The organism is Legionella navarrensis (genome assembly GCF_052527415.1).
In genome coordinates this window covers 25001-40022 of sequence record NZ_JBNVZR010000006.1, presented here as the reverse complement: position 1 = coordinate 40022, position 15022 = coordinate 25001, and the positions used below count along the sequence as shown (strand labels likewise).

Below are 15022 nucleotides of genomic sequence, written 5' to 3'. Positions count from 1 at the left end.
GGGCCTGTTGACACTTCACCCGGTCACCGGGTCCTGATCCATTCTTTGCAGAAACTCCTGCAGATGTGCTTTTCCGGATTCAGCCGACAGATACGCTTTCAATTTCTCAATTTCCTGCTGGTACTCCATCTGTGACAACACGCCGCGAATCAAATCAAAACGCAGGTAAACACAATATGTGTTTAATACGTCCGTTTCGCAATAATTACGAATGGCGTCCAGATGTCCGGCCTGGTATTCGTCCCATACTTTCGCACCGCTCATGCCCATTTTCCCCGGGAAGCCCAGCATATGAGCGATTTCATCGAGTGGAGCAAAGGCTTTGTTCTGATAGGCTGCGATAACGTCCATTAAATCCAGATGACGATAATGGAACCGATTGAGGTAATTATTCCATCGAAAAGCCTGCTGATTTTCCCCTGATTCCCAGTACGTAGGAGCTGAAACGCCATGTAACAGAGAGCGATAATGCAGGACGGGCAAATCAAAGCCGCCGCCGTTCCAGCTGACCAGAGTAGGTGTATACTTTTCAATGCCAGAATAAAAGCGGGTAATCAGTTCTTTTTCATCCGACTGCTCATCGCCCAGAGACCAGACCTTTACCTGCTTTCCCTGACTCAGCACCAGCGAAATCGCGGCAATTTTTTGCAGGTAATGCGGTAAAAAATCATTGCCGGTTTTGGCGCGCCGCAAAGCAAACATGGCCGCTGCCGTATCGGCATCCGATAAGCCATCCAAATCATAAAGCCGACGTCCTGTTTCAACGTCTGGAATTGTTTCAATATCAAAAACCAGAATATTCATCAACCAGTTCCCCAGGGGCTGTTGATAATTCAACACCCTATCTCTACGTACTGCGCTTTATGCGCGGTATCCACTCAGTTTGCACATATATTATGGCAATAATTGTAGTAGGTTGGGCCTCGGCCCAACATGAAATTGGCACCCAGGCTAATTGTTGGGCCAAGGCCCAACCTACTGCTGCGCATTGTTAAATCATTCGGCGCTCTAGACTCCGCAAAACACGAATATTACCACTGGAAAGCTTATTTGACGTAATAAAATAGCGAAACGGGAAAAATTGTTTTATTCTTCCAGCATATTTGCTATTAATAACATTATAATTATAAAAAAATATCGAGGCAAAATGAACTCACTTCGTTTCTCAGTGATCTGCCTTTGTGCTTTATTGGCCTCATGCGTGAGTAAGCCGCCGGCCAATGTGGATAATATATGCTATGTTTTCAAGCAGCATCCACAGTGGTATCGTGATGCACTCGATGTTCAAAAGCGGTGGCGGGTACCGGTTCCTGTGCAAATGGCGATTATTCACCAGGAGTCAAAGTTTAACGGGCGCGCCAAACCGAAACGAAAAACAATATTATGGATTATTCCATGGAAACGCCCATCATCGGCCTATGGTTACACACAGGCCCTTAATGGAACCTGGGCGATGTACAAAAAATCGGAAGGCAATATTTTTACTTCCCGCACCGATTTTTCGGATGGGGTGGATTTTATAGGCTGGTACGCCAATCAGGCGTATAAACGTGCCCATATTTCACGGAGCGATGCTTACTCCCTGTATCTCGCTTATCATGAAGGCGTTGGCGGTTATCAGCGCAAAACCTGGCAGGCTAAACCCTGGCTTGTTGGCGTCGCAAAAAAAGTAAAGGTTCGCTCGGAAATTTATGAAGCACAGTTGAATCGATGTCAGTCGAAACTCAAACACCGCTTCTGGTAAAATGAGACTATATTGAAAATGCAGGAGAGTTCATGCGATTAATGTTATTAGGTGGTCCTGGTGCCGGTAAGGGTACGCAGGCGCTGAAGCTGATTAACCATTTCAACATCCCTCAGATCTCAACGGGTGACATGCTTCGCAGCGCCATTGCGGCCGGTACGGAGCTGGGCAGAAACGCAAAGGCGGTCATGGATTCCGGCAGACTCGTGTCTGACGATATTATCATTGCCCTTGTCAAAGAGCGCCTGCAGCAAAATGATTGCAGGAATGGCTTCCTGTTTGACGGCTTTCCACGCACAATCCCTCAGGCTGATGCGCTTAAGAATGCGGGCATTAAGCTGGATCATGTCATTGAAATTGCCGTACCAGACAGTGATATTATCAAGCGAATCAGTGGTCGTCGTGTGCATGTGCCATCTGGCCGTGTTTACCACGTTGTCTTTAATCCACCGAAGCAGGATGGTCTTGATGATGTGACCGGTGAAGCCCTGGTGCAACGGGATGATGACAGTGAAGAAACAATCGTCAAACGCCTGCAGGTTTATCATCAGCAGACAGAGCCCTTGATAAAATACTATCAGGACTGGGCAAATACCCACAGCCCCCAGGCGCCGCAGTTTCATCATATCAGCGGCGTAGGTGATGTTGACTCCATCTTCTCCTCTATTATTGCTGCAGTAAGTGAGCGGGAAGTGTCATGTTAATTGATATTACCAGTGCAGAGCATCTTGAAAAGCTTCTCAACGGGCACACGCTGGTGTTTATTGATTTCTGGGCTGACTGGTGCGCTCCCTGTAAGCAGTTTGCCATGGTTTACGAGAAAATGGCCACAACAAATCCTGATGTTGTTTTTGCCAAGGTAAATATAGAGCAACATGCTGATTTAGCTGAAACCTTTCAGATTCGCTCCATTCCGCATTTGATGATTTTCAAAGAGCAGATTGGCATTTACTCTGAGGCCGGCAGTATGCCGGAATCAACGCTGAAAGAACTGCTTGAGCAGGCGATTGACGTCGATGTCAGTGAGATCCGCGCAAAAATTAAAGAATAACCTGCAGGATGGGCCGGGGACTGCATGTGTTCTATATGTTATGCCTGGCCAATCCATCCACGTAGTCTTTGAGTTTTTGCCGTTCTTCCGCATCAAAGCCAAGACCCAGCCTGGTGCGGCGCAGTAAAATATCATCACAGTCCCGCGCCCACTCTTCAGCCACGAGATAATCTACCTCCCGCTGAAACAGGCCATGTCCAAAATCAATACCCAGATCCTTCATTTGAGTGCACGACGCAATAAGGTGTTCGGTTCTGGTTCCGTATGTGCTCAGATATCGCTCCATAATGTCCGTGTCCAGCCAAAGATAGTGTTCACGGGCGTAGCTTCTGTAATCGGCGTAGCTTCCGTTTGTCCATGCCGCACCGGGTAGGGCTGTGGTGCTGGTTATGGAGTCACCCAGGCCTGGAAACAGAACGCGCAGCCTGTCAACACAATCTCTGGCCAGCTGTCTGTAGGTTGTAATTTTACCGCCATAAACGGTCACCGATGGCGCGGGATCATCCGAAAAATGAAAAACGTAGTCGCGGCTCATGGCTTGCGGAGATTTGTCTTTAGATGCCAGCAGTGGCCGTACTCCGCTCCATGTCGTTATGATATTATCGCGCGTCAGCGGCTGTTTGAAATAGCTGTTGACCAGATTCAACAGATAGTCAATTTCCTGACCTGATATGTTGATTTCGTCCGGCGATTCGGAAAACAACACGTCCGTTGTACCGATCATGGAATAGCCATGCCAGGGAATTACAAAGATCACGCGTTTATCGTCGTGTTGCAGCAGGTAGGCGTGCTCCCCTTGATACAGTCGCGGCACCACCAGATGACTGCCTTTCACGAGCGAGATATGATACTCGCTCGCAATTCCAGCCTGTCTCGCCAGGGATTCGACCCATGGCCCGGTGGCATTAATCAGACTGCGACTGCGTAGGATGCATGTTGCTCCAGACGCATCCTGGCAGTGTAAATGCCATATTCCATCGATCACCTGGGCGGACAGTACCTTGGTCTGAGGTCGTATACTGGCGCCATAGTGTCTTGCCTGCAATGCATTGCTAATGGTAAGCCGGGCATCGTCTGCGCAGCAGTCGTAATAGATAAAGCCTTTGTTTAACTCCTCTTTCAGGGGGCTAAAACAAAGAGAATCCTTCTCTCTGTTAATGTGTCGGCTGTGTGGCAGGGTGTTACGGCGGCTTAAATGATCATAAATAAACAGACCAGCGCGGATTAAGAGCGTTGGCCGCAGAGAACGCTTGAGTGGCAGTACAAAAGGGCGGGGGAAAACAAGATATGGTGCCTGTTCCATTAAAATCTGGCGTTCGTTTAAGGCCTTTTTAACCAGTGAGAAGTTAAACATCTCAAGATATCTCAAACCACCATGAATTAATTTCGTGCTGCTGGAGGATGTTTTCGAAGCCAGATCATCCATTTCCAGCAAAACGACAGACAAGCCTCTCATGGACGCGTCAGCCGCGATTCCGCAGCCGTTAATACCGCCGCCAATGACGGCGACATCAAAACACTTGTCCATGCTTGTGTCTCCTGAAAAACAGTATAAAATCAAATATTAATAGCATAGTCAGGAATGGGAAACAATGAAATATCTGCTTGCAATTGATGAAGGCACCAGCAGTACCCGGGCCATGTTATATCAAACGGATGGAACCTTGCTTTCCATGTGTCAGGAGTCTCTGGCACAAAGCTACCCGCGACCAGGCTGGGTGGAACAATCACCTGATGAGATTTGGCAGAAAACACTGACGGTAATCAAGGCTGTTACGGCATCGGTTGATCCAAAACAGGTGCTGGCCTGTGGCATCACCAATCAGCGTGAAACGACGGTTCTCTGGAACAGACAGACAGGACAGTGCCTGTACTCAGCGATTGTCTGGCAGGACAGGCGTACTGAGGAGTACTGCCACAGTCTGCATGATGTCAGGGACACAATTCGTCAAAAAACAGGACTCCTGCCCGACGCCTATTTCTCCGCCAGCAAGCTACACTGGCTATTGGATAATATTCCAGAAGCCCGCAGCCTCGCAGAAAAAAACCAGCTCGCCTTTGGTACCATTGACAGCTTTCTTCTGTGGCGCCTGACCCGTGGCCAGGTTCATGCTACCGATGTAACTAATGCCTCCCGCACGCTGTTGTTTGATATTGTTAATCGTTGCTGGGATAACGATCTCCTGTCTTTGTTCAATATACCGCGCTCTATATTACCCGATGTGCGGGCCTGCGATGCCGAATTTGGTTTCATTGACAGTGAATATCTCGGTTCACCGATACCCATTACCGGTATTGCCGGTGATCAGCAGGCCGCGCTGGCAGGGCAGCATTGTTTTGATCCTGGCATGGTAAAAGCCACGTATGGTACCGGCGGTTTCCTGCTGATGAACACAGGCAGTCAGCCTGTATTATCTAAAAATGGTCTGCTCACGACCATAGCCTGCCAGGTGCAGAACGAAGTGACGTATGGTCTTGAGGGTAGCCTCTACCACGCCGGCTCGACCATCAAATGGCTGCGCGACACCATGAAGCTGCTCAGCAGCGCCGCAGAAACAGAATCCATGGCCGTTAGCCTTCCCAGTAACGAAGGGGTGTATTTTGTGCCCTCATTCACGGGTCTTGGTGCACCATACTGGCTCGAAAATACCGGGGCCATGATCATGGGGTTGTCACGCCAGAGCAGTCCGGCTCATTTTGCCCGTGCGGCACTCGAAAGTGTGTGTTATCAAACGCGCGATGTGCTGAGATGCATGAAGGAAGACAGCAATATTCAGACGCCCTCTCTGCGGGTTGATGGAGGAATGACCAGCAATCACTGGATGCTTCAGTTTCTGGCTACCCAATGTCAGTTGACGGTACAAAAACCATTTAACATTGAAACAACAGGCCTTGGCGCCGCCATGCTGGCAGCTCTCGGTTGCGGCGAAATATCGTCTCTGAAAGGTGCTGATTTTGGCTGGCAATGCGACAAAGAACTGAACCCGATTCCAGACGAAGGGAGGCGTGATAAGGATTACGAGGGATGGGTAAAAGCGCTCCGGATGTTAAAAGCCGGGTAGCCAGAGCGAAGGCATTTATCAGTTCGCAGTCAGCAGATTGGGCCAAGACCCAACCTGCTGGTTCGTGACGATACTGCCTAGGGAACATCTCTTAATGTTTTACCGGTGTACAATTGACGTGGACGACCGATTTTAGATTTGTTCGATACCATTTCCATCCAATGCGACATCCAGCCAACGGTTCTCGCCAGTGCAAAAACCACGGTGTACATGTTAGTTGGTATGCCAATGGCACTGAGAGTCAAACCAGAATAAAAATCGACGTTTGGATACAGTTTCTTGTCGATAAAGTATTCGTCTTCAAGGGCTATTCTCTCAAGCTCCATCGCCAGCTTGAATAAAGGCGAATCCAGAGCGCCTACCGCCTTCAGTACTTTATGGCAGGTTTCGCGCATGACTTTGGCGCGTGGATCATAGCTCTTGTATACTCGATGACCAAAGCCCATCAGTCGGAATGGATCGTCCTTATCCTTGGCGCGCTTGATATATTGATTAATGTTTTTAACATCACCAATTTCCTTCAGCATATTCAGGCAGGCTTCGTTGGCACCACCATGCGCAGGTCCCCACAGAGCGCCGATTCCCGCCGAGATACAGGCGAAGGGATTGGCACCGGTTGAGCCGGCCAGACGAACGGTGGATGTAGAAGCATTCTGCTCGTGATCGGCGTGCAGGGTAAAAATAGTATCCATGGCATCGATAATCACCTGGGGCTGTTCAATGTCAGCCGATGGGATTCCGAACATCATATGCAGGAAATTTTCAGCATAAGACATGCGGTTCTGTGGATACATGTAGGGTTGGCCGATTGAGTATTTATAACTCATGCCCGCCATGGTAGGCATCTTGGCAATCAGTCGGATCGCTGAAATGTAACGATCTTTTTGATTGTTCAGATCCATGCTGTCATGGTAAAACGCGGATAAGGCTCCAACGATACCCACCATAATCGCCATGGGATGCGCGTCACGACGAAAGCCGTTCAGGAAGTTATACATTTGCTGATGAACCATGGTGTGGTTATTAATCAGATCAACAAAGCTCTCCTTTTCGCCCGGCTCAGGCAGTTCGCCATTCATCAACAGATAGCACACATCGAGAAAGTCTTTTTTCTCTGCCAGCTGTTCGATAGGGTAGCCCCGATAGAGCAATATACCTTCGTCACCATCGATGAAGGTGATTTTAGATTCACAGGACGCCGTTGACACAAACCCTGGGTCAAATGTAAATAGATTCAGTTTACTCAGGTCGTTGATATCTATCACATCGTTGCCCAGCGTTGGGCGATAAACAGGGAGCTCTACCGGTTCGTGGCCTTCCATACTGAGGTATGCTACTTTATTTGTCATCTCGTCTCCTGGTAAAACAGGTCATTGTTAGTTAATGGCAATGTTAACTACACGCCAGAACACCGTCAATTCAATACAAAACAAGTTTACAGTATGAGCCATTTTTTTCATTTTTAACAGGAAAATTTTGATGTCTGACGTACGGCTGTCATGGGTTTAGGGATGCTGCGCACCAATTGTTCGATTCTTTGATGGAGTTCACCTGACAACGATTCAATTAACCCAGTCGTTGTGATATGCTTTGAGCATTCTATTTACCTTAATAGTAGTATAAGGACGCCACGGCATCATGGTTCATTCTGCGAAAGAAGTCATACCTGTAAATATTGAAGATGAATTAAAACAATCGTATCTTGATTACGCCATGAGCGTAATCGTTGGTCGGGCCCTGCCTGATGTTCGCGATGGATTGAAACCTGTACACCGGCGTGTTTTATTCGCGATGAGCGAACTTGGCAACGACTGGAATAAGGCCTATAAAAAATCCGCGAGGGTAGTCGGGGACGTCATCGGTAAATACCATCCACACGGTGACACCGCTGTTTACGATACCATCGTCCGTATGGCCCAGCCTTTTTCCATGCGCTATATGCTGGTTGATGGCCAGGGTAACTTTGGTTCCGTTGATGGTGACCGTGCTGCCGCGATGCGTTATACCGAAATACGCATGTCAAGACTGGCTCACTCTCTGCTGGCGGATCTGGACAAGGAAACGGTTGACTTCAGTCCGAACTACGACGAAACAGAATTTGCTCCAGTCGTGATGCCCTCGCGCGTTCCCAATCTCCTGGTTAACGGCTCGTCTGGTATCGCGGTTGGTATGGCTACGAACATTCCTCCGCACAACCTGACGGAAGTAATCAACGGCTGCCTCGCTCTGATTGGCAATCCTGAGCTTAGCATTGATGAGTTGATGGATTACATTCCTGCACCTGACTTCCCCACAGCCGCCATCATCAACGGCCGTGGCGGTATTATTCAGGCCTATCGTACCGGTCGCGGCCGTCTGGTTATTCGTGCAAGAACCGAAATTGAAACGGACAGTCAATCCGGTCGTCAGGCAATTATCATTCATGAACTGCCATACCAGGTGAACAAGGCCAGGCTGGTTGAAAAAATTGCCGAACTGGTGCGCGACAAGAAAATCGATGGTATCTCCGGTTTACGCGATGAGTCTGACAAGCAGGGTATGCGTGTCGTTATTGAGCTTAAGCGTGGTGAAGTAGCCGACGTGGTGCTGAATAATCTCTATGCTCATACACAAATGCAGAATGTTTTTGGTATCAACATGGTGGCGCTGGTCGACGGACAGCCTATGACGCTGAACCTGAAACAGATTCTTGAATTTTTCATCAAACACCGCCGGGAAGTGGTTACGAGACGTACCATATTCGAACTGCGCAAGGCGCGAGAGCGGGCTCATCTTCTCGAAGGGCTTGGAATTGCTCTGGCGAATATCGATGAAATGATTGCACTTATCAAGCAATCCGCTACCCCCGCCGAAGCGAAAGATGCTCTGCTGGGCCGTTCCTGGAAAGCCGGCCTGGTTCATGCCATGCTGGCCAGTGCTGGCAGCAATGCGTCCCGTCCCGATGATCTGCCGGCAGAGTTTGGCCTGAACGATGGCGAGTACCGTTTATCTCCCAACCAGGCACAGGCGATACTCGAACTTCGTCTGCATCGTTTAACAGCGCTGGAACAAGACAAAATCATCAATGAATTCGAACAGCTCCTCACGCTTATTAAAGAGCTGCTGCATATTCTCTCCTCACCAGAGCGTCTGATGGAAGTTATCCATGAAGAACTGGTCGAAATAAAAAATCAGTTCGGCGATGCACGTCGTACCGAAATTATTGCGTCCCAGGAAGATCTGACCATTGAAGATCTGATCACCGAAGAGGACGTGGTTGTGACCTTGTCACATCAGGGGTATGTTAAATATCAACCTGTTACAGCCTACCAGTCTCAACGCCGAGGCGGTAAGGGCAAGTCAGCCACCAATGTCAAGGATGAGGATTTTATTGAGCGTCTGGTGATTGCCAACACGCACGATACCCTGCTGTGCTTCTCCAACCACGGGAAAATGTACTGGCTTAAAACCTATCAGTTACCGTTGGCCAGCCGTATTTCACGAGGCAAGCCCATCGTCAATATCCTGCCCCTTGCAGCGGATGAAGCCATCAATGCCATTCTGCCGGTCCGCGATTATCAGGAAGGTTATTTCGTCTTCATGGCCACCAAGTTCGGCACGGTGAAAAAAGTTCCGCTGGAAGCCTTCAGCCGACCACGATCCAACGGTATTATCGCTGTTGCTCTGGATGATAACGATCGCCTGGTTGGTGTAGACATCACCGATGGCAGCAAACACATCATGTTGTTTACCGATGCGGGTAAAGTGGTTCGCTTTGATGAAAGCAATGTGCGTTCAACCGGACGTACCGCCCGTGGTGTCCGTGGAATCCGTCTGGGTGACGATCAGTCGGTCATCTCGCTGGTCGTAGCCAAACCGGAAGGTACTATCCTGACGGCAACCGAAAATGGTTACGGTAAGCGAACCAATATTGACGAATACCGTATTTCAGGGCGGGGTGGCCAGGGGGTTATTTCCATTCAGGTTACGGAACGAAACGGCAAGGTCGTACGCGCGGTTCAGGTCGTCGATGGCGATGAGGCCATGCTGATTACAGATAAAGGAACGCTGGTACGCTTCCGCGTAGATGAGTTGTCTATTATTGGACGTAACACTCAGGGTGTGCGTTTGATTAACGTGAGTGCCGGCGAGCTGGTTGTTGGCATGCAGCGTATTGAAGATCTGGGTGAAGGACAGGAAACGGACGAACTCGCGGGAGACGAGGATGCCACGGATGAGTAGACCGTATAACTTTGGTGCGGGTCCGGCCATGCTGCCGGACGAGCTGTTGCTGGAAGCTCAGAGCGAACTGCTGGACTGGCAGGGTAGTGGCATGTCGATTATGGAGATTGGCCACCGCACTAAAGAATACGCACAGTTAATGAAAGACTGTGAGGATCTGCTGCGTACGCTGCTGACCATACCCGACAACTACCGCATATTATTTCTAGGCTCACCAGCCCGCCAGCATTTTTCCATGGTTCCCATGAATCTTCTTGCAAAGGACAGGAAGGGAGCCTACATCGTGAGCGGGCTCTGGTCTGCCATGGCGCTCGACGAAGGCAGCCGTCTGCGCGACACCTATTGTATCGCTTCCAGCGAACATAGTGGTTTTCGTGACCTTCCAGACATGACCGGGCTTAGCTTTGAGGAAAACACAGACTACCTCTATTATACCCCCAACGAAACGGTCAACGGCGTGCGCTGCCCGAAGCCCGCCCATGGCAATATACCTCTCGTTGCCGATATGACGTCCTGCCTGTTAACAGAAACAATCAACGTAAACGATTATGGATTGATATTTGCCGGGGCTCAGAAAAATATTGCCAACTCTGGCCTCAGTCTGGTTATTGTCCGTGATGATGTAATAGCCCGACTTCCAGAGCAGACCTTACCCAAAACACTGGATTATCGAATTCAGGTCAGCAACAACTCCCTGTATGCCACACCGCCTACATTTAATTGTTACCTTGCATACAAAATGTTTCAATGGATTCAAAGGCAAGGCGGGGTGAAGGCACTGGAGACCATCAATCAGGAAAAGGCTTCCCGGTTATACAGCTTTATTGATGCGTCAACCTTCTATTCGGCTCCGGTAGCACCGAAAGCACGCTCGCTGGTCAATGTCTGTTTTTCTCTCAAAGACAGTTCGCTTGATTCGCTCTTCCTTGAACAGGCCAGGGCCCGGGGACTGCTGGCATTGCAGGGACACCGAGAGGTTGGTGGCATGCGGGCCAGTATGTATAATTCAATGCCTATCGAGGGCGTCGATAGCCTGATAGCGTTTATGGATGATTTTGCCAGACAACAGACCGTATCAAGGAGCAGATGATGAGCTTATCCTGTTTTGTCAGTGACCCGGTAACGCAACTCAGGGGCGAGATCAGCGTTCCCGGCGACAAGTCCATTTCTCATCGCTCCATTATTCTGGGCGCGATTGCCAATGGAAAAACAAGTGTCAGCGGTTTTCTCGATGGCGATGACTGCATCGCCACCATCCGGGCTTTTCGCGCGATGGGCGTAGTCATTGAGGGGCCAATCGATCAGAATGTTGTGATCCACGGTGTTGGAAAATACGGTTTGCAAAAGCCAGTTGATATTATTGACTGCGGTAACTCCGGTACCAGCATTCGCCTGCTGGCAGGTCTTTTGGCCGCGCAGTCCTTCGACAGCTCGCTGACGGGTGATCTTAGTCTGCAGATGCGCCCCATGGCGCGAGTGAGCAAGCCTTTAACGCTGATGGGCGCAGGCATTCGTACGACAGATGGCAAACCACCCATATACATAGAAGGGGGCAAATCCCTGACGGGCATACGCTATGAAATGCCCGAAGCCAGTGCCCAGGTTAAATCCTGTCTTTTACTGGCCGGGCTTTATTCCAAAGGCACTACAACGATTGTTGAGCCGGGCATAACCCGCGATCACACCGAGCGCATGCTGAAAGCCTTTTCCTACCCGGTTACGGTCCATGGTAATGAAATCTCACTCAATTCCGATGGTGAATGCCAGGGTACAGAGATCAAGGTTCCAGGTGATATTTCATCAGCCGCTTTTTTTATCGTTGCTGCCACACTGGTGCCTGGCTCGGAGTTGTTGATTCGAAATGTGGGGATTAACCCCGGCAGGACGGGCGTTATTCAGATTCTTGATAAAATGGGCGCGAACATCCGTTTGCTCAATGAGCGGATCTACGGAGACGAGCCTGTAGCGGATTTGCTGGTACAGTCATCGCCTTTAACAGGTATCGATATACCGGCCTCTCTTGTTCCACTGGCCATTGATGAGTTTCCAATCATCTTTATTGCTGCTGCCTGCGCCCATGGAACAACCCGCCTGCGAAATGCGAAGGAACTGCGTGGTAAGGAGAGCGATCGCATTGCCGCCATGACCGATGGCCTGCAGCGACTGGGTATCACCTGCAAGGCTCATGAGGATGGCATTGACATTGAAGGTGGTTCCTTGCAGGGCGGAGTGGTACACAGTTATCATGATCATCGCATTGCCATGGCTTTTTCAATCGCCGGGGCCGTTGCAAAACGCCCGGTTACCATTAAGGATTGCATAAACGTAAGCACGTCTTTTCCATCCTTTGTTCAAACAGCCAATGCTGCCGGGATGCAGCTTGGTGACTACACAGATTAAGGAACAGGTTTTTATGAATAAAAAATTAAGTGTCCCTGTTATTACGCTTGACGGACCAAGTGGAACAGGGAAGGGAACCCTCTGTCACATGCTGGCAAACCATCTGAACTGGCATGTCCTCGACAGTGGCTGTCTATATCGCGTACTGGCCTATGCGGCCCGTCAGAAATCCATCCCTTTTGATAATACAGATGCGATGGTGAATCTGGCAATCAATCTGAAATTGAATTTTGAAACCGATCCTCATCTGAACAGTAAGGTCTTGCTGGATGGTAAAAATGTCTTTGACATGATTCGCAGCGAAGAGTGTGGTCAGGATGCGTCAAAAATAGCTGTTGTACCGGAAATAAGGGAAGCTTTACTGGCTCGTCAGCGTGCCTTTGCCCAGCCGCCCGGTCTGGTCACAGACGGCCGGGATATGGGCACCGTGGTGTTCCCTGATGCTGTTCTCAAGATATATTTGTTCGCATCCGCAGAGATTCGTGCCGAACGGCGTTATTTACAGTTGAAAGAAAAGGGAATTAATGTTAGCCTCGCCCAAGTTGTTGATGAATTGACTCAACGGGACGCGCGCGATACAGCACGTTTGCATGCACCGCTCAAACCGGCCGAAGATTCTGTTTTTGTTGACACAACTGGATTAACAATTGTACAAGCTTTTAATGATGTACTAAAATTGATAAATGAGCGAGGCATTTCTTCGTCAAACTCCACGTTTACGAATCATTGCTGCTAGCTTGTTTTGCAGGGGGGAGGCATGGTTTGGATATCATGCTTCTGTTTATTTACTAATAGAGTTTAATCACATGTCTGAAAGTTTCAAAGAATTATTCGAGCAAAGCATCATTGGTGCCCAGTTCTATCCCGGCGCAATTATTTCCGCAAAGGTTATCGGTATTGACGATGACTACGTTACCCTTAATGCTGGCTTGAAATCAGAAGGCATCGTTGCCATTGAAGAATTTCATGACAAGAGCGGTAACCTGGAAATTAATCTTGGCGACACGGTCGAAGTTGCTCTCGACTCCGTTGAAGATGGTCACGGTGAAACCCTGCTGTCTCGCGAAAAAGCCAAGCGTCAGGAAGCATGGCGTAAACTGTCCAAATCTCATGAAAACAATGAGACTGTTACTGGTTTGATCTCCGGTAAGGTTAAGGGCGGCTTTACGGTTGAAATTGGAACCATTCGTGCCTTTTTGCCCGGTTCTCTGGTTGACGTCAGACCTGTCCGCGATCCTTCATACCTCGAAGGAAAAGAGCTGGAATTCAAGGTTATTAAAATGGACCTGAAGCGCAACAACATTGTTGTTTCACGTCGTGCTGTTGTTGAAGAAGAAAGCAGTGCTGATAGACAGGCTCTGTTGGATTCACTGCATGATGGCCAGGTTCTCAATGGTATCGTCAAGAACCTCACGGATTACGGTGCGTTTATCGACCTTGGTGGTATTGACGGTCTGTTGCACATCACTGACATTTCCTGGAAACGCGTCAAGCACCCAGGCGAGCTGCTGACTGTAGGTCAGGATGTTAAAGTCAAGGTATTGAGTTTTGATAGCGAGCGTAATCGCGTATCACTCGGTATGAAACAGCTGGGCAATGATCCATGGGTTGACCTGGTCGATCGTTACCCAATTGGTAAGAAGATGCAGGGCAAAGTGACCAACATCACTGACTACGGCTGCTTCGTTGAAATCGAAGAAGGCGTTGAAGGTCTGGTTCACATGTCTGAAATGGACTGGACAAACAAGAACGTTCACCCAGGAAAAGTCGTTTCCATGGGCGATCTGGTTGATGTCATGGTTCTGGAAATTGACGAAGAAAGACGTCGTATTTCTCTGGGTATGAAGCAGTGCGTTGGCAATCCATGGCACCAGTTCTCCCAGACCCACAGCAAAGGGCAAAAAGTCAGCGGTAAGATCCGTTCTATCACAGACTTTGGTATTTTCATTGGTCTGGATGGTGAAATTGACGGTCTGGTTCACCTGTCTGATATTTCCTGGACAATTCCTGGCGAAGAGGCAGTTAAACAGTTCAAGAAAGGTCAGGAACTGGAATCGGTTATTCTTGCCATTGATGCTGAAAGAGAGCGAATCTCTCTTGGCCTGAAACAGCTGGAAGGCGATAGCTTCGCAACCTTTACTGAAGACTTCACAAAAGGTGCTCTGGTACGTGGTAAGGTCATTGCTGTTGAACCTAAAATGGTTACCGTTGATCTTGGTCAGGACGTTGTTGGTACGATCCGCGCCAATGAACTGTCTGAAGACAAGGTTGACGATGCGACTACCATGTTCAAGGAAGGCGACGAAGTTGAAGCCAAAATCATCAATGTTGACAAGAAAAACCGCAGCATTGCTCTGTCAGTAAAAGCAAAAGATGCTCAGGAACAAGCTGAAGTTATCAAAAAGTACTCACGCAGTGGGGAAAATGTTGGTGCTACAACGCTGGGTGACTTGTTGAAAGAAAAAATGGCAAGCAAAGACAGCGAGTAATGTCCTTGTATCTAAAAAAAAGCGTAGTTAATCTACGCTTTTTTTTTATCTTGAA

General features: G+C 48.9%; 12 protein-coding genes. 9 read left to right on the top strand and 3 right to left on the bottom strand.

Going from position 1 to position 15022, the window contains the following annotated elements; genetic code table 11:
• Positions 1–15: 15 nt before the first annotated feature.
• Positions 16–804 (bottom strand): 3'-5' exonuclease, encoded by a 789-nt coding sequence (locus ACQUTA_RS05355; RefSeq protein ID WP_444987183.1) that lies wholly within the window; start codon positions 802–804, stop codon positions 16–18.
• 343 nt (positions 805–1147) lie between these two features.
• On the opposite strand from ACQUTA_RS05355, the gene ACQUTA_RS05350 reads away from it, so the two are divergent.
• From ACQUTA_RS05350 to ACQUTA_RS05340, 3 genes are read left to right on the top strand one after another with little or no spacing between them, the layout of a single operon-like run.
• Positions 1148–1744: a transglycosylase SLT domain-containing protein gene (locus ACQUTA_RS05350; RefSeq protein ID WP_444987182.1), complete on the top strand. Its 597-nt coding sequence runs from the start codon at positions 1148–1150 to the stop codon at positions 1742–1744.
• 32 nt (positions 1745–1776) lie between these two features.
• On the top strand, positions 1777–2448 hold the full coding sequence (adk, locus tag ACQUTA_RS05345) for an adenylate kinase (RefSeq protein ID WP_444987181.1): 672 nt from the start codon (positions 1777–1779) through the stop codon (positions 2446–2448).
• Positions 2442–2795: a thioredoxin family protein gene (locus tag ACQUTA_RS05340; protein ID WP_444987180.1), complete on the top strand. Its 354-nt coding sequence runs from the start codon at positions 2442–2444 to the stop codon at positions 2793–2795. The genes adk and ACQUTA_RS05340 overlap by 7 nt, the downstream gene beginning before the upstream one ends.
• Positions 2796–2826: 31 nt before the next feature.
• Here the strand turns inward: ACQUTA_RS05340 and glpD are convergent, their stop codons facing one another.
• Positions 2827–4323, bottom strand: a complete 1497-nt coding sequence (gene glpD, locus ACQUTA_RS05335) for a glycerol-3-phosphate dehydrogenase (protein ID WP_444987179.1) — start codon at positions 4321–4323, stop codon at positions 2827–2829.
• A 64-nt stretch (positions 4324–4387) separates the two neighbouring features.
• Between glpD and glpK the strand changes: the two genes are divergently transcribed.
• Positions 4388–5857 carry a glycerol kinase GlpK gene (glpK, locus tag ACQUTA_RS05330; protein WP_444987177.1) on the top strand — a complete coding sequence of 490 codons (1470 nt, stop codon included), beginning with the start codon at positions 4388–4390 and terminating at the stop codon, positions 5855–5857.
• 77 nt (positions 5858–5934) lie between these two features.
• Here glpK and gltA read toward each other — a convergent pair whose 3' ends face one another.
• Positions 5935–7206 (bottom strand): citrate synthase, encoded by a 1272-nt coding sequence (gene gltA / locus ACQUTA_RS05325; protein ID WP_444987176.1) that lies wholly within the window; start codon positions 7204–7206, stop codon positions 5935–5937.
• Positions 7207–7495: 289 nt separating this feature from the next.
• On the opposite strand from gltA, the gene gyrA reads away from it, so the two are divergent.
• The 5 genes from gyrA to rpsA all read left to right on the top strand — a co-directional run bounded on the left by gyrA (position 7496) and on the right by rpsA (position 14967).
• The gene (gyrA, locus tag ACQUTA_RS05320) at positions 7496–10078 is read left to right on the top strand and encodes a DNA gyrase subunit A (RefSeq protein ID WP_444987175.1); all 2583 of its coding nucleotides are present in this window, start codon (positions 7496–7498) and stop codon (positions 10076–10078) included.
• Entirely contained in the window at positions 10071–11168 is a 1098-nt protein-coding gene (gene serC / locus ACQUTA_RS05315; protein ID WP_444987174.1) for a 3-phosphoserine/phosphohydroxythreonine transaminase, read from the top strand. The genes gyrA and serC overlap by 8 nt, the downstream gene beginning before the upstream one ends.
• Positions 11168–12478 (top strand): 3-phosphoshikimate 1-carboxyvinyltransferase, encoded by a 1311-nt coding sequence (aroA, locus tag ACQUTA_RS05310; protein ID WP_444987264.1) that lies wholly within the window; start codon positions 11168–11170, stop codon positions 12476–12478. The genes serC and aroA overlap by 1 nt, the downstream gene beginning before the upstream one ends.
• A gap of 13 nt (positions 12479–12491) precedes the next feature.
• On the top strand, positions 12492–13214 hold the full coding sequence (gene cmk / locus ACQUTA_RS05305) for a (d)CMP kinase (protein WP_444987173.1): 723 nt from the start codon (positions 12492–12494) through the stop codon (positions 13212–13214).
• Positions 13215–13284: 70 nt separating this feature from the next.
• Positions 13285–14967 carry a 30S ribosomal protein S1 gene (rpsA, locus tag ACQUTA_RS05300; RefSeq protein ID WP_444987172.1) on the top strand — a complete coding sequence of 561 codons (1683 nt, stop codon included), beginning with the start codon at positions 13285–13287 and terminating at the stop codon, positions 14965–14967.
• Positions 14968–15022 lie beyond the last annotated feature (55 nt).

Bases quoted from the DNA above. Each gene is read 5' to 3' on its own strand.
- serC (WP_444987174.1), top strand. From the start codon at position 10,071: ATGAGTAGACCGTATAACTTTGGTGCGGGTCCGGCCATGCTGCCGGAC.
- ACQUTA_RS05355 (WP_444987183.1), bottom strand. From the start codon at position 804: ATGAATATTCTGGTTTTTGATATTGAAACAATTCCAGACGTTGAAACA.
- ACQUTA_RS05350 (WP_444987182.1), top strand. From the start codon at position 1,148: ATGAACTCACTTCGTTTCTCAGTGATCTGCCTTTGTGCTTTATTGGCC.
- glpD (WP_444987179.1), bottom strand. From the start codon at position 4,323: ATGGACAAGTGTTTTGATGTCGCCGTCATTGGCGGCGGTATTAACGGC.
- adk (WP_444987181.1), top strand. From the start codon at position 1,777: ATGCGATTAATGTTATTAGGTGGTCCTGGTGCCGGTAAGGGTACGCAG.
- gltA (WP_444987176.1), bottom strand. From the start codon at position 7,206: ATGACAAATAAAGTAGCATACCTCAGTATGGAAGGCCACGAACCGGTA.
- ACQUTA_RS05340 (WP_444987180.1), top strand. From the start codon at position 2,442: ATGTTAATTGATATTACCAGTGCAGAGCATCTTGAAAAGCTTCTCAAC.
- cmk (WP_444987173.1), top strand. From the start codon at position 12,492: ATGAATAAAAAATTAAGTGTCCCTGTTATTACGCTTGACGGACCAAGT.
- gyrA (WP_444987175.1), top strand. From the start codon at position 7,496: ATGGTTCATTCTGCGAAAGAAGTCATACCTGTAAATATTGAAGATGAA.
- aroA (WP_444987264.1), top strand. From the start codon at position 11,168: ATGAGCTTATCCTGTTTTGTCAGTGACCCGGTAACGCAACTCAGGGGC.
- glpK (WP_444987177.1), top strand. From the start codon at position 4,388: ATGAAATATCTGCTTGCAATTGATGAAGGCACCAGCAGTACCCGGGCC.
- rpsA (WP_444987172.1), top strand. From the start codon at position 13,285: ATGTCTGAAAGTTTCAAAGAATTATTCGAGCAAAGCATCATTGGTGCC.